Origin of the sequence: Buchnera aphidicola (Cavariella theobaldi), assembly GCF_964059165.1 — a bacterium.
Classification (GTDB): domain Bacteria; phylum Pseudomonadota; class Gammaproteobacteria; order Enterobacterales; family Enterobacteriaceae; genus Buchnera; species Buchnera aphidicola_BO.
The window spans coordinates 24,456-50,587 of the sequence record NZ_OZ060413.1 but is presented as its reverse complement, the minus strand read 5'-3'; the positions used below and the strand labels follow the sequence as shown (position 1 = coordinate 50,587).

At 28.2% G+C, this 26,132-nt stretch carries 18 protein-coding genes and 4 tRNA genes; 15 read left to right on the top strand and 7 right to left on the bottom strand.

The genetic code is table 11. From position 1 onward, the window contains the following. Positions 1–49: 49 nt before the first annotated feature. The 4 genes from AB4W59_RS00230 to metF all read right to left on the bottom strand — a co-directional run bounded on the left by AB4W59_RS00230 (position 50) and on the right by metF (position 4,613). Entirely contained in the window at positions 50–484 is a 435-nt protein-coding gene (locus AB4W59_RS00230) for a rhodanese-like domain-containing protein (RefSeq protein ID WP_367673143.1), read from the bottom strand. Positions 485–629: 145 nt separating this feature from the next. Next, the gene (argH, locus tag AB4W59_RS00225) at positions 630–2,009 is read right to left on the bottom strand and encodes an argininosuccinate lyase (RefSeq protein ID WP_367673142.1); all 1,380 of its coding nucleotides are present in this window, start codon (positions 2,007–2,009) and stop codon (positions 630–632) included. A 59-nt stretch (positions 2,010–2,068) separates the two neighbouring features. Then, on the bottom strand, positions 2,069–3,274 hold the full coding sequence (locus AB4W59_RS00220) for an argininosuccinate synthase (protein WP_367673141.1): 1,206 nt from the start codon (positions 3,272–3,274) through the stop codon (positions 2,069–2,071). Positions 3,275–3,734: 460 nt separating this feature from the next. Next, complete coding sequence (metF, locus tag AB4W59_RS00215) at positions 3,735–4,613, bottom strand: methylenetetrahydrofolate reductase (RefSeq protein ID WP_367673140.1); 879 nt, start codon at positions 4,611–4,613, stop codon at positions 3,735–3,737. A gap of 941 nt (positions 4,614–5,554) precedes the next feature. Here metF and AB4W59_RS00210 point away from each other — a divergent pair. From AB4W59_RS00210 to purH, 14 genes are all read left to right on the top strand, one after another. Beyond that, a tRNA-Thr gene (locus AB4W59_RS00210) sits at positions 5,555–5,627 on the top strand. Positions 5,628–5,654: 27 nt separating this feature from the next. Next, positions 5,655–5,736 (top strand) — tRNA-Tyr (locus AB4W59_RS00205). Positions 5,737–5,752: 16 nt separating this feature from the next. Then, positions 5,753–5,824 (top strand) — tRNA-Gly (locus AB4W59_RS00200). A 39-nt stretch (positions 5,825–5,863) separates the two neighbouring features. Beyond that, positions 5,864–5,937 (top strand) — tRNA-Thr (locus AB4W59_RS00195). A 229-nt stretch (positions 5,938–6,166) separates the two neighbouring features. Beyond that, on the top strand, positions 6,167–6,550 hold the full coding sequence (gene secE / locus AB4W59_RS00190) for a preprotein translocase subunit SecE (protein ID WP_367673139.1): 384 nt from the start codon (positions 6,167–6,169) through the stop codon (positions 6,548–6,550). Position 6,551: 1 nt separating this feature from the next. Next, positions 6,552–7,097 (top strand): transcription termination/antitermination protein NusG, encoded by a 546-nt coding sequence (gene nusG, locus AB4W59_RS00185; protein WP_367673138.1) that lies wholly within the window; start codon positions 6,552–6,554, stop codon positions 7,095–7,097. A gap of 49 nt (positions 7,098–7,146) precedes the next feature. Further along, positions 7,147–7,581: a 50S ribosomal protein L11 gene (gene rplK / locus AB4W59_RS00180; protein ID WP_367673137.1), complete on the top strand. Its 435-nt coding sequence runs from the start codon at positions 7,147–7,149 to the stop codon at positions 7,579–7,581. Continuing rightward, positions 7,578–8,273: a 50S ribosomal protein L1 gene (gene rplA / locus AB4W59_RS00175; protein WP_367673136.1), complete on the top strand. Its 696-nt coding sequence runs from the start codon at positions 7,578–7,580 to the stop codon at positions 8,271–8,273. Before rplK ends, rplA begins: the two co-directional genes overlap by 4 nt. Positions 8,274–8,395: 122 nt before the next feature. Next, the gene (rplJ, locus tag AB4W59_RS00170) at positions 8,396–8,908 is read left to right on the top strand and encodes a 50S ribosomal protein L10 (protein ID WP_367673135.1); all 513 of its coding nucleotides are present in this window, start codon (positions 8,396–8,398) and stop codon (positions 8,906–8,908) included. A gap of 53 nt (positions 8,909–8,961) precedes the next feature. Next, positions 8,962–9,330 carry a 50S ribosomal protein L7/L12 gene (gene rplL, locus AB4W59_RS00165; RefSeq protein WP_367673134.1) on the top strand — a complete coding sequence of 123 codons (369 nt, stop codon included), beginning with the start codon at positions 8,962–8,964 and terminating at the stop codon, positions 9,328–9,330. 203 nt (positions 9,331–9,533) lie between these two features. After that, the gene (rpoB, locus tag AB4W59_RS00160) at positions 9,534–13,562 is read left to right on the top strand and encodes a DNA-directed RNA polymerase subunit beta (RefSeq protein WP_367673133.1); all 4,029 of its coding nucleotides are present in this window, start codon (positions 9,534–9,536) and stop codon (positions 13,560–13,562) included. Between the two features lie 88 nt (positions 13,563–13,650). After that, a complete protein-coding gene (rpoC, locus tag AB4W59_RS00155; RefSeq protein ID WP_367673132.1) occupies positions 13,651–17,880 on the top strand; it encodes a DNA-directed RNA polymerase subunit beta' in 4,230 nt (1,409 codons plus the stop codon). Positions 17,881–18,363: 483 nt separating this feature from the next. Further along, on the top strand, positions 18,364–18,651 hold the full coding sequence (locus AB4W59_RS00150) for an HU family DNA-binding protein (RefSeq protein WP_367673359.1): 288 nt from the start codon (positions 18,364–18,366) through the stop codon (positions 18,649–18,651). A gap of 139 nt (positions 18,652–18,790) precedes the next feature. Continuing rightward, positions 18,791–20,359 (top strand): bifunctional phosphoribosylaminoimidazolecarboxamide formyltransferase/IMP cyclohydrolase, encoded by a 1,569-nt coding sequence (gene purH / locus AB4W59_RS00145; RefSeq protein ID WP_367673131.1) that lies wholly within the window; start codon positions 18,791–18,793, stop codon positions 20,357–20,359. Positions 20,360–20,490: 131 nt separating this feature from the next. Here the strand turns inward: purH and metE are convergent, their stop codons facing one another. Beyond that, the gene (gene metE, locus AB4W59_RS00140) at positions 20,491–22,755 is read right to left on the bottom strand and encodes a 5-methyltetrahydropteroyltriglutamate--homocysteine S-methyltransferase (protein WP_367673130.1); all 2,265 of its coding nucleotides are present in this window, start codon (positions 22,753–22,755) and stop codon (positions 20,491–20,493) included. Between the two features lie 146 nt (positions 22,756–22,901). Between metE and metR the strand changes: the two genes are divergently transcribed. Then, the gene (metR, locus tag AB4W59_RS00135; RefSeq protein WP_367673129.1) at positions 22,902–23,807 is read left to right on the top strand and encodes an HTH-type transcriptional regulator MetR; all 906 of its coding nucleotides are present in this window, start codon (positions 22,902–22,904) and stop codon (positions 23,805–23,807) included. Between the two features lie 60 nt (positions 23,808–23,867). On the opposite strand, the gene AB4W59_RS00130 is transcribed toward metR, so the two are convergent. Next, complete coding sequence (locus AB4W59_RS00130) at positions 23,868–24,674, bottom strand: Cof-type HAD-IIB family hydrolase (protein WP_367673128.1); 807 nt, start codon at positions 24,672–24,674, stop codon at positions 23,868–23,870. Positions 24,675–25,186: 512 nt separating this feature from the next. Further along, the gene (rpoH, locus tag AB4W59_RS00125; RefSeq protein ID WP_367673127.1) at positions 25,187–26,044 is read right to left on the bottom strand and encodes an RNA polymerase sigma factor RpoH; all 858 of its coding nucleotides are present in this window, start codon (positions 26,042–26,044) and stop codon (positions 25,187–25,189) included. Between the last annotated feature and the right edge of the window lie 88 nt (positions 26,045–26,132).

Genomic DNA, 26,132 nt, shown 5'->3' with positions numbered 1-26,132 from the left:
ATACTCATATATTTGATTATTAATAACATTTTTTAAAAAATAAAAACATTTATTTTTCTTCTACAGATAAATTTAAATCCTTTACATCCCAAGATTGTATTCCGTCTTCTATAACATAAATGCGATTAAATCCGTGCGTATGTAATTGTTTAGTACACTCATTACATTGATGGAGCTCGCTGATAATAAGAATTATAGGATAAATTTTTGATAATTTTAATTCTTTTATATGTCCGGATAAAATATTCTGCAGAGACATGTGGATAGAATTCGCTACATGACTTTTATTAAATAATTCAATTACACGAGTATCAATAATAATAGCATTTTCTTTTTCAATTAAATTTTTTGCTTGATGATAATTGATAATAGTAAATTTAGATAAAATATTTTGTATAGTTAAGGAGACAATCAAAATAAGTAAAAAAAACCATATCACACTTAATATTAAATTGTCACGAATAAAAAACATTATATTCTGCATAATATTTAAATTCCTTTTGATACAAAGAAAATATCTAAAAATACTTGTACTTAATGTTATCAATTCTCACTAATAAAAAATAAGACCAAGTAAAAAAAGTATATAATCTAAATATCTATAATATTGTTCTATATATAAAATTGTTTTAAATAATATGAAGTCTTTTTTTAGCTTTTATAATTTCTTGATGCACTTGCTCTGGTGCTACACCACCTTTAGATATTCTTTTCGTAAGACATGCTTCTAAAGTAATATTTTCATATATATTTTCTTCGAAAAGATTACTATATAATTTAAATGTAGAAAGATTTAAGTTATTTAAAGATTTTTTTTCATTAATAGCTTGTAAAACTAGTCGACCGGCGATATTATGAGCTTCACGAAAAGTTACCCCTTTTTTTACTAGATAATCTGCAATTTCCGTAGCATTAGAATAACCTTTTTCAGCTGCTTTTTTACATGATATACGATTTATTTTTATATTTTTTAAAATTAATGCAGCCATGCATAAACATATATTCCAATTTTGTAAAGTATCGAATAAACCTTCTTTATCTTCTTGCATATCCTTATTATATGATAAAGGAAGACTCTTTAATATAGTTAATATAGAAAATAAAGAACCGTAAACACGACCACATTTTCCACGTATAAGTTCTAATGCATCGGGATTTTTTTTCTGAGGCATTAAAGAGGAGCCTGATGTAATATTATCAGATAATTCAATAAAATTTGCTTCACCAGAATTAAAAAAAATCAAATCTTCAGAAAAACGTGATAAATGCATCATGCTAATGGAGGCTACTGATAAAAGCTCAATCACATAATCTCGATCTGAAACACTATCCAAGCCATTTCGTGTTGCAGATGCAAAGCCCATAGATTTTGCTAACTCTTCACGATCAATATTCCATGCCGTACCTGCAAGAGCACCTGAACCTAAAGGACTAGTATTTAATCTTTTTTCTGCATCTTCTAAACGACCTACATCTCTTCGTAACATTTCTACATAAGCTAGACACCAATAAGCAAAAGTAATCGGTTGAGCTCTTTGTAAATGAGTATAACCTGGCATAATAACATTATAATTATGTTCAGCGATTAGAACGAATGTCTTTTGTAAAGCTAGAATATTTTTTAATAATAAAGATATTTTTTTTTTACACCATAATTTTAAATCTGTCGTAATTTGATCATTTCGACTACGCCCAGTATGTAATTTTTTACCAAGATCACCAATCTGATCAATTAATCGTGACTCTACCCAACTATGGATATCTTCTGAACCACTCATTAAAATATCTTTTTTATCATTTTTTATTTCACTTAATAATAAAAAAAGTGCAGTTTGTATTTTTTCTTGCTCTTTTTTAGTTAAAATATTGCTTTTCATTAATGCTTTTGACCAAGCAATAGAAGCTATTATATCTTCTTTTACTAAAATATAATCAAACAATAATGAAGTATTGAATTTTTTAAATAATTGATTAGATTTCTCAAGAAATCTTCCACCCCAAAGAGTCATATCATTTCTCTGTAAATTAATAGTAAGATAATATTGATTAAAAAAAATTTATTGAACAATTATTTATTTTTTGCACGTATTCTAGATGAAAGAGAGAGTAAACGGATAAACCCTTCAGCATCAGATGGATTATATACTTCATCTTTACTAAATGTTGCATATTCTTCTGAATATAACGAATGCGGAGATTGTTTTTTTACAGCAATAACACTTCCCTTATACAATTTTAACATCACCATACCGTTAACATTAGATGCTAAAGATACCGCTGCAGCCTGTAAGGACTGTCGTATTGGTGCAAACCAAAAACCGTCATAAATAACAGAAGACATTTCTGAAGCAATTTTTTCTCTCCAGTTCAAACTCATGCGATCTAGTACTAATTGCTCTATTGCTCTTATTGCTGTAAACATAATAGTACCGCCTGGCGTTTCATAACAACCTCTTGATTTTATACCAATAATTCTATTTTCTACTATATCAACTCTTCCTATTCCATGTTTTGAACCAATTTTATTTAATTCTTCTAAACATTGCAATGGAGTTAATTTTTTATTATTAATGGCAATAACACAACTTTTTTCTACTGTTAATAAGATATATTCAGGTTCTTGTGGGGCATTTTCAGGATCAATAGTCCAACTCCAACAAGAAGAATTAGGTGTATTCCAAGTGTTTTCCAGCAATCCTCCTTCTGTTGATACATGCCAAGAATTTTCATCTTTACTGTAAATTTTTTCTAATGTTGCAGTTGTGGAAATGTTACGAGTATGCAAATATTTTAATAAAGATTCTCGTGAATTTAAATTCCATGTGCGCCATGGAGCAATGATATGTAGATCTGGTGCTAAAGATGCATAGGCTATTTCAAAACGCACTTGATCATTACCTTTTCCTGTAGCACCATGACATAATGCTGTTGCGCCTATATCTAAGGCTAATTCCACTTGTTTTTTAGCGATAATTGGTCTAGCTATCGCAGTGCCAAGTAAATAGTGACCCTCGTATAAAGCACCAGTTTGTAACATAGGATAAACGTAATTCTCTATAAATTCTTCTTTTAAATCCATCACAACACAGTCTGATGCGCCAGAATGCAATGCTTTTTTTTCAATGTTATTTAGATCTTCTTGGGATTGCCCTATATTAGCTACAAAAGCAATTACTTTGATATTATAATTTTCTTTTAACCATGGAATAATTGCAGATGTATCTAAACCACCAGAATATGCCAAAACAATTTTTTTTATTTTTTTATTGATCATTATTTAAGCTCATTTTAGTAAAAATATTGTTTTAAATATATAATTACCAATTCTATTATTTTAATAAAATAAATATATCTTACTATTTTAAAAACGTTAAACATCTGTTAATATATTAAAAATTTTTATTTTTATGATTAGAGTACATATGAATGATGTTAATATATTTAATATTTTATATTGAATTTTATATATTATATATTTTATATCATTGTTGTATGATATCAATATCAATTTTTTTATTTTTCAATTTGAGATAAAATTTTTATTTAAAAATTATTTTTTATAATATTTTCAAATAAATATTTTAAGATAAAATTTTTATTATTACCCTGCTAAAAATAAAAAATTTTTAATATAACTGTTTTACTTATAAAGTATTACTTTAGCATGACTTATAAAGTTATAATATAATATAAATATATTATAATCGCAATATATTGAAAATCATGAAGAACTCTTATAATCCCAACATATAACAAATAGAATAAACTACTTTATGTTTATTCAAAGTATAAAAATGAAAATTTTTTACACCTTCACCTAGTAATTTTTTTACCATTTCTACTGCTATTACACTACCAATCACTTCTTGAGTCATAAAATCTTTTTCTAAACAATCAAACATATGAAATATCCAAGAAGGAATTTTAACATTTGTCAAGGCAGAAAAACGCTGTAGTTGTTGAAAATTAGAAATGGGTAGGATACCTGGAATAATTTCAATATTTATACCATGTTGCACGCAATTATCTCTAAAACGCAAATAACTATCTATATTAAAAAAAAATTGAGTAATAGCTCGGTTTGCTCCTGCATCTACTTTCTTTTTTAAATTTATAATATCTAGTATATAATTTTTTGATTCTGGATGTACTTCGGGGTAAGCTGCTACAGAAATATCAAAATCAGCTATTTTTTTTAATAATTTAACTAAATCTACAGCATACATATCATGTATATAATTTTTGTGTGGAGCATCTCCACGTAATGCTAAAATACTTTTAAGACCACTGCACCAATATTTTTCTGCTATTTTTTGCAATTCTATCGGTGATGCATCAACACAAGTCATATGAGGTACTGATACAATCCCTGTATTTTTATAAATTTTTTTTACAATATTATATGTTTTTTTTCTTTCACCACTGTTCGCACCATAAGTTACTGAAAAAAAAGTAGGTTTTAATGTGCTTAATTTTGAAATTGATGTCCATAATTTTTCTTCTTCAAGAATATTTTTAGGTGGAAAAAATTCAAATGAACAATGATTAACTTTGTAATTAGAAATTAATTTTTTCTCTAATGTTTCTTGATAACGTCTATTAAAAAACGTCATATATAAAACTCCATTGATATGTTTGATTTATATTATTAACAAAATAATAATAATTAGATAAAATATTTATATATGAAAAATATACTAATCATGATTTATCTAAAAAAAAAGATTTTGAAACATTTTATCGCTGTAAAAAGAAAAAATTATTTTTTTAAATACAATATTATTAACAGTAAGAATATACGATCACTGTCAACTATCATATTAATATATATATCATATTATGTAAAAATTATTAGTATTTCGGTCTAAAAGCCTTTTAAAAGACATATTAATACAATATATAAAAAAATTAATGTAATAAAAAATATGTATTTTAGTTATTCCACATCAATTGAAGAAAAATATATTATAAATTCCTCTAAGATAATTTTAATATAACTATCTAGAAAATTCTTCTAATAAGAATAAAATTTAAATTTCTTTTAGCGCATGAGCTCTTATGATTTGAAATACAATAAATACAATGATATCAGTATAATATTTTAGAAAATATTCTATATAAGATAACACATTCGAACAGCAAGATTAATTTTCTTAGAGAAACAATTGTAAAAAAATACTATATTTATAACCATTCTATCATGATAGTTAGTATGCTCATGTCAAAAAAAATAAAAAAATATTCATTATCTTTAATATAATGATATTATGCCAATCAATTGCAATATAAAAATGATGTTTTATATATTTAATATATAAAAAAATCTCAAAAAGAAAAATAAAATAATATCCTATACAATAAATATATATAATATATATTGTTTAAAAAAAATTTTTATATCAATAAAAGAATTTTTCATCATTAATACAAATACAATTTTTTCAAAAAAAACTTGCAATAATAATCTAAGATTATATAATAATAAAAATATTGATAGTTAAAATCAATATTAAATTTTTTATTATAAAAATAATATTTATAAAATATAATAACAGCCGGTTTAGCTCAGCAGGTAGAGCAACTGACTTGTAATCAGTAGGTCACCAGTTCAATTCCGGTAGCCGGCAAAAACAAAAAAATTAATATTTTAAAACGGTGGGATTCCCGAGTGGCCAAAGGGAGCAGACTGTAAATCTGCCGTCATAGACTTCGAAGGTTCAAATCCTTCTCCCACCAAATAGATACAAAAAAAGCGGACATCGTATAATGGATATTACCTCAGCCTTCCAAGCTGATGATACGGGTTCGATTCCCGCTGTCCGCTCATATAAAAAACCCGGATACCACATGCTATAAAATAATAGCTGATATAGCTTAACAAGGTAGAGCACACCCTTGGTATGGGTGAGGTTCCCAGTTCAAATCTGGGTGTCAGCGTAAAACAAAAACTTCCAAAAATAAAACAACAAAAATTAAAAATCGTTTACCTAAAATCTCACCTAAAATTACAAGAATTTTCCATACATCTACATAAAAAAAATAAAATACTTTGTATAAAGTATCATTAGAAAAATATTTATATTCTATACATAATATATGAAAATAAAAATGTACTGTTAAAAAATATATATTTTTTCTAAGTTATTTTATAATATTAAGAGAAACTATGAATATTAATAATAATAATCAAAAAAAAACGAAATTATTAGAAAAAATAAAATGGTTATTAATTTTTGTACTCTTATGCATATATTTTCTTAGTACATATTACTTATACAAAAACTATTTTTTTACTCATATTATAATTTTATTTTCGCTCATTGGTATAGGAATGAGCATTTTACTATCTACTACACAAGGAAAAAATAGTTTAGTTTTTTTAAAAAAATCATATAATGAAATGCAAAAAATTATTTGGCCACAATACAAAGAAACGTTATATACCACATTTATTATTATTATTGTAACTATTTTAATATCTCTTATCCTATGGAGTCTTGATAGTATAATATTTCGTTTAATAACATTTATCATCAGCCTAAGGTTCTAACATGCATGAGAGTCAAAAAAAAAGATGGTATGTATTACAAGCTTTTTCTGGCTTTGAAAATCGTGTAGCACAATCAATACGTGAACATGTAAAGTTAAAAAAAATGGAAGATGCTTTTGGAGAAGTAATGATTCCATCTGAAGAAGTAGTCGAAATGCGCGGTGGGCAACGTAGAAAAAGCGAATATAGATTTTTCCCAGGATATGTTTTAATTCATATGATCATGACTGATTCCACTTGGCATCTTATAAAAAATATTCCGAGAGTATTGGGATTTATCGGAGGTAAATCTGATAAACCTTCGCCAATTAGTGATAAAGAAGTAGAAGCAATTGTTAATAGATTACGCCAAATCGGAGATAAACCTAGACCTAAAACTTTGTTTGAACCAGGAGAAATGATTCGTGTAAAAGATGGTCCTTTTGCAGATTTCAATGGCGTAGTCGAAGAAGTAGATTATGAAAAAAATCGGTTAAAAGTATCTGTTTCGATTTTCGGAAGATCCACTCCTGTAGAATTAGATTTTAGACAAGTAGAAAAAAATTAATATTACTTAAATATCTGCATATAACACTAATTTATACTGAGACTACACAATGGCGAAAAAAATACAATCTTATATAAAACTTCAAGTTCCTGCGGGAGCAGCAAATCCAAGCCCTCCTATAGGTCCTGCATTGGGACAAAAAGGTCTGAATATTATGGAGTTTTGTAAATCTTTTAATGCAAAAACAGAAAAAATAGAAAAAGGGTTACCCATACCAGTTATTATTACTGTGTATTCAGATCGCTCATTTACGTTTATTACTAAAACTCCACCAGCTTCTATTTTACTCAAAAAAGCTGCCGGCATTAAATCTGGATCAAATAAACCAAAAATAGAAAATAATGGAATAGTAACACATGCTCAAATTAAAGAAATAGCAATAATAAAAAAAAATGATATGACTGGTTCAAATATTGAAAATATAATTCGCTCCATTGAAGGCACAGCTCATTCGATGGGCTTGACGATTAAGGAGACAGAATGAATAAAAAATCTAAAAATCAACAAAAAAAAAATAAGCAAATTGATCTTAAAAAATTATATCATATTGATGAATCAATAACGCTATTACAAAAATTGTCTAAAGCAAAATTTACAGAAAGTATTGATATCTCAATTAATTTAGGAATCAATCCGAAAAAATCCGATCAAAACATTAGAGGTTCAATAATATTACCTAATGGCACCGGAAGATCCGTACGAGTTGCAGTATTTACTCAAGGTGATAACATAAAAATTGCTCAAAAAAATGGTGCAGATTTAGTGGGAATGGAAGAATTAGCTGAAAAAATTAAAAATGAAGGCGTCACTTTTGACATGGTCATTGCCTCTCCTGATGCCATGAAAATAGTAACAACCATTGGACAAATTTTAGGACCTCGAGGTTTGATGCCAAATCCTAAATTAGGAACAGTAACTGAAAATATTGCTGATGCTATTAAAAATGCTAAAATGGGTCAAATCTGTTATCGCAATGATAAAAATGGAATTATTCATTCTACTATCGGTCGTATTAATTTTCATAAGAAAAAAATTGAAGAAAATTTTAAAATATTTTTAGAATCGATTAAAAAATCAAAACCACCGCACTCAAAAGGAGTGTATATAAAAAAAATTGTATTATCAACCACTATGGGTGTTGGACTAACTATCGATCAGTCTAGTTTATCTATTTAGTCAATCAATTATTCATTACTTTCTAGAGACTCTGAAAAATCATCTATAATGATGTCTCTGTTTTTAAAAAAATACACAAAAAATAATTTTTCTCTACACAAAAATATGAGAGATTTTCATAAATGGCATTAAATCTTCAGAAAAAAAAAATAATTGTATCAAAAATTCATGATATATCTAATATCGCACTATCTGCTATAACGGCTAATTATCAGGGTATTAAAGTTAATACGATTAATCAATTGCGAAAAAATGGACGTGAAGTTGGTGTAAAAATGAGTATTGTACAAAATACTTTATTATCTTTAGGTGTTCATGATACATCTTTTGAATGTTTAAAAAAAAAAATAAAAGGTTCTACTTTCATTGCATATTCTATGCAACATCCGGGTAGTGGAGCAAGATTATTTAAAGAGTTTTCGGAACAAAATCAAAATTTCAAAATTACAGGGGGTGTATTTGAAGGAAAAACACTTTCGCTACTAGAAATTAATAAATTAGCAGAATTACCTACTTATAAAGAAGCAATAATTAAAATGATATTAATATTAAAAATATCATCTATTGGAAAACTTATCTATACATTATTTGCTATAAAAAATAAAAAAGAAAATATTTTAACAAGTACTTTTTAAAATATTTTACTCGTATACCCATAAGTCTATATAGTCATTAGGAATAAATATTTATGTCTATTACTCAAGAGCAAATTTTAGAAGCGGTATCTAAAATGTCTGTAATGAATATTGTAGAACTTATTTCTGCAATGGAAGAAAAATTCGGTGTTTCCGCTAATATGTCTATGAATTCTAATAATAATGTAGAAAATAATACTGTTGAAGAAAAAACAGAATTTGATATATTTCTAAAAGCTATTGGACCTAATAAAGTATCTGTTATTAAAACTGTCCGTAGCGCTACGGGTTTAGGACTAAAAGAAGCTAAAGACCTAGTAGAATCGGCACCGACTCTATTAAAAGAAAATATTACTAAAGATGATGCAGAATCGCTTAAAAAAACACTAGAAGATGTAGGTGCTGAAATTGAAATTAAATAACAGTATTATCACAAATTAATTGTCGTTTTAAGACGGCTGGTGCTATTCGCACACCAGCCACTTTAATAAAAATATTATATAAATATTTTGTTATTATATTATGATAACACACAATTATTTTTTACAATCAATACAAAAATAAATATTTCCTCTACAAAATAAATTTAGATTTTTAATAATCTGCCATATAAATGAGGAACCCCATGGTTTACTCTTATACCGAAAAAAAACGTATTCGTAAAGATTTTGGAAAACGCCCTCAAGTTTTAGATATACCATATCTTCTTTCCATTCAACTTGATTCTTTTAAGAAATTTATAAAACCAGATAAAGACGGTCAACATGGATTAGAAGCAGCATTTCGATCTGTTTTTCCGATTAACAGCTATAATGGGAACGCTGAATTACAATATGTTAGTTATCGATTGGGAAGATCAATATTTAATGTACAAGAATGTCAAATACGCGGCGCCACTTATTCCGCACCATTAAGAGTAAAACTACGCTTAATTATATATGATAAAGAAATATCAGAAACACAAGTTAAAGATATCAAAGAGCAAGAAGTATACATGGGTGAAATCCCTTTAATGACAAATAATGGCACTTTTATTATCAATGGTACAGAACGTGTAGTTGTATCTCAACTTCACCGAAGCCCAGGAGTATTTTTTGATAGTGATAAAGGCAAAACACACTCGTCTGGTAAAGTATTATATAATGCGCGAATTATTCCTTATCGCGGTTCTTGGTTAGATTTTGAATTTGATCCTAAAGATAACTTATTTGTACGTATTGATAGACGAAGAAAATTACCAGTCAGCATTATATTGCGTGCTCTTCATTACAATACAGAAGAAATATTAGATATTTTTTTTGAAAAAAATATCTTTTATATCAAAGATAAAAAAATTCAACTACAACTAGTACCAGAAAGACTAAGAGGTGAAACAGCTTCTTTTAATATTAAAAAAAATGATATTATATATGTTGAAAAAGGTCGTCGTATCACAGCTAGACACATACAAGAATTAAAAAAAAATAATATTCAATCTATTGAAGTCCCAATGGAATACCTTTTAGGTAGAGTGATATCAAAAAATTACGTAGATAAAATCACAGGTAATATAATAATCTCTGCTAACACTGAGTTATCATTAGAAAATTTAACACAATTATACAAGTTAAATATTTCATGTATTGAGACAATATTTACAAACGATTTAGATCACGGACCATATATATCAGAAACATTACGTATCGATTCAGCTAATGATCGCGCTAGCGCTTTAATAGAAATTTATCGTGTTATGCGCCCAGGTGAACCTCCTACAAAAGAAGCAACAGAAAATTTATTTGAAAATTTATTTTTTACAGAAGATAGATATGATCTTTCCTCTGTGGGTAGAATGAAGTTTAATCGCTCTCTGCTTCGAAAACATATTAAAGGATCTAGCACTTTAAGTAAAAACGATATTATCGATGTCATAAAAAAATTAATTGATATCCGAAATGGAAAGGGAGAAGTAGACGATATTGATCATCTTGGTAATAGACGTATTAGATCAGTTGGAGAAATGGCAGAGAATCAATTCAGAATTGGTCTTGTTAGAGTTGAAAGAGCTGTCAAAGAAAGATTATCTATCGGTGATGTAGACATATTAATGCCACAAGATATGATTAATGCAAAACCTATATCTGCAGCTGTAAAAGAATTTTTTGGTTCCAGTCAGTTATCTCAGTTTATGGACCAAAATAATCCTCTTTCAGAAATTACTCACAAAAGAAGAATTTCAGCCCTGGGATTAGGGGGGTTAACTAGAGAACGAGCAGGATTTGAAGTTCGTGATGTTCATCCTACACACTATGGACGAGTATGTCCCATAGAAACTCCTGAAGGTCCTAATATTGGATTAATTAATTCTTTATCTGTATATGCACAAACTAATTCATATGGATTTTTAGAAACACCTTATAGAAAAGTGCGTAATGGTTTAGTAACAGAAGAAATTCAATATTTATCCGCTATTGAAGAAGGTAATTATATTATTGCTCAAGCTAATACCAACCTTGATCACAATGGTTATTTTACGCATGATTTAGTGACTTGTCGACATAAAGGTGAATCTAGTCTATTTAATGCTGAACAAGTAAATTATATGGATGTTTCTACACAACAAATTGTATCAGTAGGAGCTTCACTAATTCCCTTTTTAGAACATGATGATGCCAATAGAGCCTTAATGGGTGCTAATATGCAGCGTCAAGCAGTACCCACATTAAAAGCAGATAAACCGCTCGTGGGGACAGGTATGGAAAGAGCAGTAGCAGTAGATTCAGGCGTAACAGCAGTGGCAAAAAGAGGTGGTATTATTCAATATGTAGACGCATCTCGTATTGTTATTAAAGTAAATAGAAAAGAAACATACGCAGATGAAGCTGGTATAGATATATATAATTTAACTAAATATACTCGATCTAATCAAAACACATGCATTAATCAAACACCATGCATAAAATTACATGAAAGAATTGAAAAAGGTGATGTATTAGCAGACGGACCATCTACTGATCTTGGTGAGCTTGCATTAGGGCAAAATATGAGAGTAGCTTTTATGCCATGGAATGGATACAATTTTGAAGATTCTATATTAGTATCTGAAAAAGTAGTGCAAGAAGATAGATTTACCACAATTCATATTCAAGAATTAGCATGTGTATCAAGGGATACTAAATTAGGGCCAGAAGATATTAGTTCTGATATACCCAATGTAGGTGAAGCAGCTTTATCAAAATTAGATGAATCAGGAATTGTTTATGTCGGAGCAGAAGTAACTGAAGGTGATATATTAGTAGGCAAAGTAACACCTAAAGGAGAAACGCAATTAACACCAGAAGAAAAATTACTACGCGCTATTTTTGGTGAAAAAGCATCCGATGTTAAAGATTCTTCATTAAGAGTGCCCAATGGTACATCCGGAACAGTAATAGATGTACAAATTTTTACTAGAGATGGTGTAAAAAAAGATAAAAGAGCAATAGAAATTGAAGAAATGCAATTAAAAAAAGCTAAAAAGGATATTACAGAAGAATTTAAAATATTTGAATCCAGTTTATTTATGCATACAAAAAAAATACTATTATCTTTAAATATAGATTTAACAATACTTAATCAATTACCTCGTGAAAAATGGTTAACTATAGATACAAAAGACAAAAATATTAAAAAAGAAATAGAAAAACTCTTACAACAACATCGTGAATTAAAAGAAAAATTTGAAAAAAAAATTGAAACAAAACGTCATAAAATTACACAAGGCGATGACTTATCTCCGGGAATTTTAAAAATAGTCAAAGTTTATTTAGCCGTTAAACGACAAATACAACCTGGCGATAAAATGGCGGGACGACATGGTAATAAAGGAGTTATTTCTAAAATTAATCCTATTGAAGACATGCCTTATGACGAACATGGTACACCTGTAGATATTGTACTTAATCCATTAGGCGTGCCCTCTCGTATGAATATTGGTCAAATACTTGAAACACATCTTGGAATGGCAGCAAAAGGGATCGGCGACCAAATTAATGCTATGCTTAAAAAAGAAGAAAAAGTATCTAATTTAAGAAAATTTATTCAAAAAATTTTTGATTTAGGTGAAAATTTAAGACAGAAAGTAAACTTAAACACATTTTCCAATGAAGAAATAATGTGTTTAGCGAACAATTTAAAAAATGGAATGCCTATTTCAACACCTGTTTTTGATGGTGCACAAGAAAATGAAATAAAAGCATTATTAAAATTTGCTAATTTACCATCTTCCGGCCAAATCACACTATTTGATGGTCGTACTGGCGAAAAATTTGAAAGACCTGTTACAGTCGGTTTTATGTATATGTTAAAATTAAATCATTTAGTAGATGATAAAATGCATGCTAGATCTACCGGTTCATATAGTCTAGTCACACAACAACCTTTAGGTGGAAAAGCTCAATTCGGCGGACAACGTTTCGGTGAAATGGAGGTTTGGGCATTAGAAGCATACGGAGCATCTTATACACTACAAGAAATGTTAACTGTCAAATCTGATGATGTTAATGGAAGAACTAAAATGTATAAAAATATTGTTGATGGTAATCATCAAATGGAACCAGGTATGCCAGAATCTTTTAACGTATTATTGAAAGAGATTCGTTCATTAGGTATTAATATTGAATTAGAAAATGAATAACAAAAATATTAAATAGCAATAATTCATCTACATTACACATATATATATCAATCATCTTAACACGTTTCACTCCGATGGGAGCTTTTTTGTGAAAGATTTACTAAAATTTCTAAAAGCTCAAACTAAAATTGAAGATTTTGATGCTATTAAAATTTCATTAGCTTCTCCTGATATGATCAGATCTTGGTCATTTGGTGAAGTAAAGAAACCCGAAACAATTAATTATAGAACATTCAAACCTGAGCGTGATGGATTATTCTGCGCTCGCATTTTTGGTCCAGTCAAAGACTTTGAATGTCTATGCGGAAAATATAAAAGATTAAAACATAGAGGTGTGATTTGTGAAAAGTGCGGCGTAGAAGTCACACAAAGCAAAGTAAGAAGAGAAAGAATGGGACATATCGAACTATCTTCTCCTACTGCTCATATTTGGTTTTTAAAATCATTACCATCTCGTATTGGTTTATTATTAGATATGCCATTAAGAGATATTGAAAGAGTTCTATATTTTGAGTCTTATGTCGTAGTGGAAGCTGGATTAACTAATTTGGAAAAAAGACAAATTTTAACAGAAGAACAATACTTAGATTCTATAGAAGAATTTGGTGATGAATTTGACGCCAAAATGGGAGCAGAAGCTATACAAATTCTATTAAAAGATATAAATTTAATTAAAGAATGCGATAAATTAAAAATAGAATTAAATGAAACAAATTCTGAAACAAAACGAAAAAAACTCACAAAAAGAATTAAATTATTAGAAGCATTCATACAATCACATAATAAACCAGAATGGATGGTACTTACTGTATTACCAGTTCTACCACCTGATTTAAGACCTTTAGTACCATTAGATGGCGGAAGATTTGCAACATCTGATTTAAATGATTTATATCGACGCGTTATAAATAGAAATAATCGACTTAAAAGATTATTAGATCTATCAGCTCCAGATATTATTGTAAGAAACGAAAAAAGAATGCTGCAAGAAGCAGTAGATGCATTGCTGGATAACGGAAGAAGGGGTCGAGCAATCACTGGATCTAATAAAAGACCTCTTAAATCATTAGCTGATATGATAAAAGGAAAACAAGGAAGATTCAGACAAAATTTATTAGGGAAAAGAGTAGATTATTCAGGACGATCTGTGATAACTGTAGGTCCTTATTTACGATTACATCAATGTGGTTTACCAAAAAAAATGGCATTAGAACTATTTAAGCCATTTATATATGGAAAATTAGAAGTGAGAGGTTTAGCAACAACCATTAAAGCAGCAAAAAAAATGGTAGAAAGAGAAGAATCAGTTGTATGGGATATATTAGATGAAGTTATTCGGGAACATCCAGTATTATTAAATAGAGCACCTACACTACATAGATTGGGTATACAAGCATTTGAACCTATTCTTATAGAAGGTAAAGCTATTCAGCTTCATCCTTTAGTTTGTGCAGCTTATAACGCTGATTTTGATGGTGATCAAATGGCTGTACATGTCCCATTAACTATAGAATCTCAATTGGAATCCAGAGCATTAATGATGTCTACCAATAACATTCTCTCTCCCGCTAATGGTGAACCAATTATTGTACCATCTCAAGATGTAGTCTTAGGACTATATTATATGACTCGTGAGAAAATCAATGGCAAGGGAGAGGGAATGATTCTCAGTGGACCTTATGAAGCAGAAAAAATTTATCGCTTAGGCATTGCGGAGATACATTCTTTAGTTAAAATACGAATTACAGAATATCAAAAAAATGATAACAATAATTTTACTTCAAAAACAACAATTGTTGATACTTCTATCGGAAGAGCTATTCTATGGACGATTGTTCCTAAAGGTTTACCGTTTAGTATAGTAAATAAAACTTTAGGAAAAAAAGATATTTCTAAAATGCTAAATACTTGTTACCGTATTTTAGGTTTGAAACCAACAGTTTATTTAGCTGATCAAATTATGTATACAGGATTTGCTTATGCAGCTAGATCTGGTGCTTCAGTAGGAATCGATGATATGGTTATACCGGATAAAAAAGAACATATTATTTCTGAAGCAGAGATAGAAGTAGCTGAAATACAAGAGCAATTTCAATCAGGATTAGTTACAGCCGGAGAAAGGTACAATAAAGTTATTGATATTTGGGCAGCTGCCAATGAAAGAGTAGCTAAAGCTATGATGAAAAATTTATCTACAGAATCTGTTATAAATAAAAAAGGGGAAAAAGAAAGACAAATTTCTTTTAATAGTATTTTTATGATGGCAGATTCAGGTGCCCGCGGATCTGCTGCACAAATACGTCAATTAGCTGGTATGAGAGGATTAATGGCTAAACCAGATGGATCGATTATTGAAACTCCTATCACAGCAAATTTTCGAGAAGGATTAAATGTATTACAATATTTTATTTCTACTCATGGAGCCCGAAAAGGTCTTGCTGATACTGCGCTAAAAACTGCTAATTCTGGTTATCTTACACGTCGTTTAGTGGATGTAGCACAAGATTTAGTAATTACACAAGACGATTGTAAAACCTATGAAGGCATTGTAATGACTTCCTTAATTGAAGGTGACGATGTCAAAGAACCATTACATGAACGTGTTTTAGGACGTGTCACTGCAGAGGATATTATCCTACCAAACACCCAGGATATACTAATTTCAAGAAATACATTACTGAACGAACAATTATGCGATCTTATCGAAGAAAACTCTATCGATAATATTAAAGTGCGATCTGTAGTTAATTGTGATACTAATTTTGGCATATGCGCACATTGTTATGGCCGTGATTTAGCGCGAGGAAATCTAGTAAATAAAGGAGAAGCTATTGGAGTAATTGCAGCACAATCTATAGGTGAACCGGGAACACAGTTAACTATGCGTACGTTTCATATTGGAGGTGCTGCATCCAGAGCTGCAGCCGAATCAAGTATTCAAATAAAAAATCCAGGTGTGATACACCTTAAAAATGCTAAATTTGTTACTAATTCTAACGGGAAAATAGTAATTACATCACGTAATGTAGAATTAAAAATCATTGACAAATTTAGAAGAACAAAAGAAAGTTATAAAGTACCTTATGGAGCTATAATGGCGAAAGGGCATGGTGAAAAAGCATATGCAGGAGAAACTGTAGCAAAATGGGATCCACATACTATGCCCGTTATAACTGAAGTTAATGGTTATGTTAAATTTATAGACATGATAGATGGACAAAGCATTACTAGACAAGCTGATGAATTAACAGGATTATCTTCTATAGTAATATTAGATACGGCAGAAAGAATGTCTATCGGAAAAGACTTAAGACCAGCACTGAAGATTATTGATAAATCCGGAGATGATGTCCTCATTTCTGGAACGGACATGCCAGCACAATATTTTTTACCTGGGAAAGCTATTATCCAGATTGACGATGGCATGCATATAAGTTCTGGTGATACTTTAGCAAGGATTCCTCAAGAATCTGGAGGAACTAAAGATATTACAGGTGGACTACCAAGAGTCGCTGATTTATTTGAAGCTCGCCGACCTAAAGAATTGGCTATTTTAGCTGAAATTAGTGGAATTATATCATTTGGTAAAGAAACCAAAGGGAAAAGACGATTGGTTATAACACCAATCAATGGAAATAATTCTTATGAAGAAATGATTCCAAAATGGAGGCAATTAAATGTCTTCGAAGGTGAGCGAGTAGAGCGTGGTGACGTAATATCAGATGGTCCAGAATCACCACATGATATTTTACGGTTAAGAGGTGTACAAGCGGTTACTAGATATATTGTTAATGAAGTGCAAGAAGTATATCGTTTGCAAGGTGTCAAAATAAATGATAAACACATAGAAGTTATTATTAGACAAATGTTACGAAAAGCTACAATAATTAAATCAGGTGAATCAGATTTTTTAGATGGAGAACAAGTAGAATATTCTAAAATAAAAATGTCTAATCGTATTTTATGCAATAAAAATAAAAAAATAGCTACTTTTTCTCGCGATTTATTGGGAATTACAAAAGCCTCTCTTGCTACTGAATCATTTATTTCAGCGGCTTCTTTTCAAGAAACGACTCGCGTGTTAACAGAATCAGCAGTTGCAGGAAAAAGAGATGAATTGCGAGGATTAAAAGAAAATGTCATTGTCGGACGTCTGATTCCAGCAGGAACAGGATATGCATATCATAAAGAACGCTTAAATCGACGTCAAGCGCAGAACGATCATCATTCAAATACATTAAGTTCATCTATAAGTGCTGAAGAAGCATCTGCTAATTTATCAGAACTCTTAAATTCTACTCTTATCAACGATAAATAATATTTATAACTTGTTTTTTATATTTCTAAATACGGATGCCACTAATAAAAAAACTAAATAACAAATATAAATTTATATTTGTTATTTAGTTAATAAAGATATAATATATTTTTTTTAAAAAAATATATTAAAATTTTATATTATTCCATTATCAAAATAAAATATTTTTCATATATTTATTATGCTATTTTTATATATAAAATATAAAAATTATCAATATTTAATATATTTTATATAAGAAATATCATTAATACAATATCAAACGCTTTTATATTATATAAAAATTAAGAGGTTTATATGTATAATAAATAAAACATTAATTCTCTCTTAAAAAAATGTAATTGAATTTAAAAATTAAAATTGTATTAAACATATTTAATATGCACTATCATGCATGTTTTATTATTGTTTTATTTAAATATTCACACTCTTTCATTGGCACAAATAAACCAATGAAAATCTTAAAAATTATTAATATTAGTGATAAAAGAGAAGATAATGAATAAAACCCAATTAATCAAAATAATCGCTGAAAAATCTAACTTATCTAGAATGCAAATTAAATCTACATTAGAGATGACTTTGTCTGCTATTGCTGAATCTTTAAAAAAAGGAGAATCGGTACAAATTGTTGGATTTGGTACATTTAAAGTCAATCTACGCGCATCACGTACCGGAAGAAATCCTCAAACAGGTGAAGAAATTTGTATACCTGCTACAAAAGTACCAAGTTTTGTATCGGGGAAAGCATTAAAAAATGTTGTTAAATAATATAAAAAAAATAATTTTGCGAGGGGGTATAAAAACCCCTGAAAAAAATTTATACATAAAATGTTAAACAGATAAAATATTATATATGTATTTTTATAAAAAAAATACTATTCTGCTAATCAAATAAAGAATATATCTTATGTCATTAAATAATATTATCAAAAATGCTTTAATTAGTGTATCGAATAAAACTAACATTATAAATGTAGCTCAATTGTTAATCGATAATAAAATCAATTTATTTTCTACTGGTGGAACAGAAAAAACTTTAAAAGAAAATAATATACCCGTGACTAAAATTTCAGATTACACAGAATTTCCAGAAATCATGGATGGTCGCGTGAAAACCTTGCATCCTAAAATTATGGCTGGTATTTTGGGGAGAAGAAATATAGATAAAAAAATTATGCATAAATATAATATATTACCTATCGATATAGTAATAGTGAATTTTTACCCTATTGTAAAAAAAAATACAAAAACATCAATAAAAATCAGTGATTTTTTAAACCATATTGATATTGGTGGACCTACTCTTGTCAGAGCAGCCGCTAAAAATTACAAAGATGTTATAATAATAACCGATTTATCTGATTTTCAATCTATTATAAATGATATTAGTACAAACAATATAACTTTAGAAAAAAGATTTTACTTAGCACATAAAGCCTTTCAATATACACTATCATATGAAAAAAAAATTGAACAATATTTTTCTGAAAATATTACATTAAAAAATAACAATGCTTTTCCAAAAATATTAAATTTACAATTTATCAAAAAACAAAATTTAAGATATGGAGAAAACCCACATCAAAAAGCATCATATTATATAGAAAAGAATACCTATTTAGATGGAACAATCAGCTCGTCATATCAGATTCAAGGAAAAGAATTATCCTATAATAATATATCTGATGCTGATATAGCTCTAGAATGCGTGCAAGAATTTAATGATCCAGCATGTGTTATTGTCAAACATGGTAATCCTTCTAGTGTATCTATGAAAAATTCAGTATATGAAGCATACTTGTCCGCTTATCATGCAGATACTATTTCAGCATTTGGAGGGGTAATTGCATTCAATAGAATATTGGATGTAGCTACTTTAGAAACAATTATAAATAATCAATTTGTTGAAGTTATTATTGCTACTGATATTGATAATACTGCTTTAAAAATATTAAAAACAAAAAAAAATATACGAGTACTTATTTCAGGAAAAAAAAATAAAAAAACAACAGGATTAGATCTAAAAAGAATACGAAACGGATTATTAGTACAAGAATATGATAATAATAGTATAGAATATGATAAATGGACCGTTAAAACAGTACGTCATCCAACAAAAAATGAGATACAAGATGCATTATTTTGCTGGAAAGTTGCTAAATTTGTAAAATCTAATGCTATTGTGTATGGAAGAAATAATGTTACTATTAGTATTGGAGCAGGACAAACAAGTCGTATCGACGCTATTAATATAGCTAATATGAAAGCAAAAAAAGAAAAAAAAAATATTATCGGTGCGACAATGTCATCTGATGCTTTTTTTCCTTTTAGAGATGGAGTAGATTGCGCTTCTTTAATGGGTATCAATTGTATTGTACAGCCTGGTGGTTCAATTCGAGATCCAGAAGTTATAGAGGCAGCTAACGAAAAAAATATTTCTATGATTTTTACACATACTCGTCATTTCAAACATTAAAATACTATATTTTTATAATTAATATAAAATTTTATTAAATCATCATTTAGATCATTCTATAAAAAACCTAATCTAAAAGATGATTAAATGTATGATATTTTTGTATATCAGAAAAAATAAAAATGCATTTTCTATCTAATTTTATATTTTTTTCTAATATTTTTTGTTACTGAAACCATATTTTTTAACGCAATAATTGTTTCATTCCAATTTCTTGTTTTTAAACCACAATCTGGATTAACCCAAATACGTTTTAATGGAATATAATTTATAGCTTTAAGTAATCTTTGACTTATTTCTTGTTCACTCGGTATATTAGGAGAATGAATATCATACACTCCAGGCCCGATATCGTTAGGATATTGAAATTTTTTAAATGATTCTAATAATTCCATATCAGAACGAGCAGTTTCAATAGTAATTACATCTGCATCTAATAAAGCAATGGAATTCATTATGTCATGAAATTCACAATAACACATATGCGTGTGAATTTGTGTGCTATTTTTTACACCAGAAGAACTTAAACGAAAAGCATTCACTGCCCAAGATAAATATTTACTCCACAATTTTTTACGTAATGGTAAACCTTCACGCAATGCTGGTTCATCAATTTGAATAATATTTATTTCTGCTTTTTCTAAATCTTGTACTTCATCACGTAATACTAATGCTATTTGCTGAGCAATAACTTCTAATGATATATCTTCTCTAGGAAAAGACCAGAACAAAATTGTAACAGGACCAGTTAACATGCCCTTAACTGGTTTTTTTGTCAAAGACTGAGCATATTTAGACCATTCTACTGTTATAGGTTTTTCACGACTAATATCACTAACAATAATTGGTGGTTTTACACATCGTGATCCGTAACTTTGCACCCAGCCGTAATCAGTAAAAACAAAACCATCTAAGTGCTCGCCAAAATATTCTACCATATCATTTCTTTCAGATTCTCCATGTACTAATACGTCTATATCCAAATCTTCTTGTAAAGAAATAACTTTTTGAATATTTTTTTTAATACCAATATTATATTCTTTCTCACTAATCAATTGTGATTTAAAATCGTGTCGTAGCTGCCTGATATCTCTAGTTTGCGGAAAAGAACCAATAGTAGTAGTAGGTAAAATGGGTAATTTAAATGCTTTTTCTTGTTCTAGTAATCTAATATCATAAGAATTTAAGCGCTGATAAGAGTCTGGAGAAATATTAGATACTCTTTTCTGTATATCTTTTTTATGCACTCTTGATGAAAAACGTCTCTCATAAATTGGTAAAATCCAATTTTTAAGAATAGTAGTTGTATTTTCATTTAATGCTTTACATAATAACGACACTTCTTCACATTTCTGAATGGCAAATGAAAACCAATTTTTTACTTCATTATCTAAATTTTTTTCTATTGTCACATCTATCGGCACATGTAATAATGAGCAAGATGAAGAAATTATCAATTTTTGACGATTTTTTATAATATTTATAATTTCTGTAAACCATTTTATAAGATCAGTGCGCCAAACATTGCGACCATTTACAACACCCAAAGATAAAATCCATTCTTTTGGTAATTGAGTATTGAAACTTACTAAATCATATTGTCCATGAATAAGATCAATATGAATTCCTTGTATTGGTAAGCGAGTAATAATCTCAAGATTATGTTCAACACTTTCAAAATATGTAGCTAATAATAAATTAGTAATACCATATAATCTAGAATATGAATAAGTATAAGCATGCCTCCATTTTTCTGTTAAATCACACGCTAAAGCAGGTTCATCTATTTGCACAAAATCTATTCCGCGAATAGATAATTCCTTTAATACCTGTTGATAAATTGGAATAATATTATCTAATAATTCCATACAGTCAAACGTTTTTCCTTTTATCTTTCCTAACCATAAATATGTTATCGGTCCTAACAATATTGGTTTCACTTTGTAACCCAATAATAATGCTTCATCAACTTCCTCTAAAATTTGTTTCCAAGAAAATTTTAAATCTAAATCTCGACTAAATTCAGGTACAATGTAATGGTAATTAGTATTAAACCATTTTGTCATTTCGCAAGCTGAAATATTTGGTGATGAACCTCTAGCCATACTGAATAAAGTGTCTAAATTAATATGATTATCTATTCTATGTCTTTCTGGAATATTACCTAGCATCATACTAGTATTTAATACATGATCATACCAAGAAAAATCTCCAACAGATATATAATATAATCCAGATTCTTTTTGTTTCCGCCAATGATCTTGTCTTAATTGTGATCCAATACTTAATAATTCTTTCTTATCAATTTTGTGATTCCAATAATCTTCTTGAGCTTTTTTTAATTGACGATTGGTACCTATCCGAGGAAAACCAAGTATATGAGATAAAACAACCATGATATTTATCCTATGATCTTATCATTTTATAAAATATTATTTATAAAAAATTTATCATTGATTTGTATTATATAGATACTCTATAATTCTCATATAAAAAAAAAATTACAAGCGTAAATAGTTCATAATTAATATGAAGGAATATCATGATTGAAATAAAACATCTTCGTACAATACAAGAATTAAAAAATAGCGGCTCTGTAAGTGCTGCTGCTATTCAATTGCATCAAACACAATCGGCAATATCACATCAGTGTAATCAATTAGAAAAAAAATTAGGATTTAAGTTATTTATCAGAAAAAGCAATCCTATAAAATTTACTACTCAAGGCAAAATTTTACTACAGTTATCTCAAGAAATATTACCAAAAATACAAAAAGCTATACATAATTGTACTAATTCACATCATATGTTACTACGCCTAGCTATTGAGTGTCATAGCTGTATTCAATGGCTCATGCCGGCATTAACAATTTTTCAAAAAAGTTGGCCTCAGGTAGAAATAGATTTTTATTCAGATATGATATTTAGCCCCCAACTAGCATTACAACAAGGTAATTTAGATGTTGTTTTAACCTCTGAAGTACTACCGCGTAGTAACTTATTTTACGCTCCTATGTTTGATTTTGAAGTGCGATTAATTTTATCCCCGAATCATCCATTAGTAAAAAAAGAAGAGAATATCATGCCCAAAGATTTAGCTTCTGAAATACTTATGACATATCCAGTTCAAAGATATAGATTAGATATATGGAAATATTTTTTACAACCAGCTGGAATTATACCTATATTTAAGAATGTTAATAATACTTTATTATTAATTCAAATGGTATCAGCACAAATGGGAATTACCGCTCTACCACATTGGGCAGTAGGCAATTTTGAACGCCAAGGTTTAGTGGTAACAAGAAAAATAGGAAATGGAATTTGGAGAAGGTTATATGCTGCAATACGTAATAGTGAAAAAAAAGAGTTAGTAATACAAAATTTTATTCATTACATCCGTTTACATGCATATAACAATTTGACATTAGTGCGTAATATTTTATAACCGAGATCTTTTAAATAATATATTTTTAAAATTAAAAATATATTGATATAATATATATATTTATAAAATATTTAAAAATTTATTATATAAAAATTTAGCAACACCATCATTTTTGTTTTTTTCAATAATTTCCATATACGGTAAGGCGGTTTTTAAATTTGGATCAGCATTATCCATGATGCATCCTTTTCCAGACATATATAACATATCTTGATCATTCATGCCATCACCAAAAGATATGCAATCCTTTAAAGACATTTTTAAAAAATTACATATTTTTTTTAAACCTTCCCCTTTAGAGGTTTTTCCTGAAACCACTTCTAAACAACCCGGCATAGAATAATTGATATGAATGTCATTATGCCATATATTAATAATATTTTTTTTTAAAATATCTAATTGTTTTATATTTCGGCTCGTAAAGAAAATTTTATTAATTTTTTTATAATTTAAACTATTGAGATCAAAAAATTTATACTGTAGTGCTGATAAAGATGGACACAATTGATTATCGATTTGATCATTATTAATATACCAATTTTTGTCACAATATATTTGAGTAGTAATACTACTATCAAAATATTTTATTTTACATAAACTTCGAGCAATTTCTTCAGTTAAATAATGACTAAAAATTAATTGCCTATTTAAATCATATACTCTAGCACCATTAGAAGAAATGATAAAAGTTTTTATATTTAAAATGTTTTGTAATTGCATAATATCTAAATGATGTCGGCCAGAAGCAAAAACAAAATAAAAATTTTTTTCTAGTAATGATTTTATAATTTTTTCCGTGTATTTTGTAATTTTATTTTGAGGAGATAATAAAGTTCCATCTAAATCAACTGAGATAATTTTATACATAAAAAAACCTTGAAAATATTATATTTTACATCAAAAAGCATTAAGATAATTAATAATATAAAATATAATATACAAAAAATAGATATTAATACTAAGAAAATAATTATTATATATAAAAGAAATTGTATATAAAATATAATAAAAAAATACATTAATCTAAAAAATAAGTTATATAATACTTAAAACCAATATGCATTATAAATCAATTTTCAAATATTTATATATAAAATGAAAAAATTTTTATACGATATACAACAAAAAAATTGTTTATAAAATAAATGTTAAATAGTAAATATACTATCATCTTATATAAAATACGTATTATCTCAAAATATAAATTTTTTAAGAAACATAATTATATCTTATATGATAATAAAAATTGCAGAAAATATTATAAATAAAAAAATACTATATTTTTAATAAAATCATCTTTATTGTTATTATAAAATTTTTTTAAATTAAAAGTATTCAAATACATTATTGTTTATTCTAGAATAAATATAAACACAACATTAATCTTCTATAGCTATTTTCAATTTTTTCATTGCATTTTTTTCTAACTGACGAACTCTCTCTGCAGAAATACCGTAATTATTAGCAATAGCCTGTAAAGTATTTTTTTTATTTTCATCTAACCAACGCGCATAAATAATATATCGACTACGTTCATCCAGACCTAACAAAGCATTACTTAATTTAGCGGCAGCATACTCTTCCCAGTTATCTTGTTCCACTCCATAAGCAAAATTAGATGTTTTATCTTGTAAATGTGGAATAATTCCATGATATTTGCCATCTATATAATCTTCTTCTGGCACTGGATTAAATGCTACATCTTGAGCTGACATTCGACATTCCATTTCTTTGACATCTTGACTACTAACACCTAATTCACGAGCAACAATTTCTATTTCTTCTTGATTAAACCATCCTAATCTTTTTTTTGTTTTACGTAAATTAAAAAATAATTTTCTTTGTGATTTAGTAGTTGCTACTTTTACAATACGCCAATTACGCAAAACATACTCATGTATTTCCGATTTAATCCAATGAACTGCAAATGAAACAAGACGAACTCCTATTTCCGGATTAAACCGACGAACAGCTTTCATTAAACCTATATTACCTTCTTGTATAAGATCAGCTTGAAGTAATCCATATCCTGAATAATGACGAGAGATATGAATAACAAAACGGAGATGAGATAAAATTAAAATTTTTGCGGCATCTAAATCGGTATTATAACGTAAACGTTTAGTAAGTGCTTTTTCTTCATCATATGATAGCATTGGCCATAAATTAGCTAATCTAATATAAGCATCTAAATTACCAAGTGGAGTCACAGATAAAATCTGTACTTTGTTAATCATTGTTATTCCCGCATTAAATAATTATATTTTTATGGAATCATGAATATGTGGGATAAAATTATTATACTGTAATTAAAAAATAAAATCA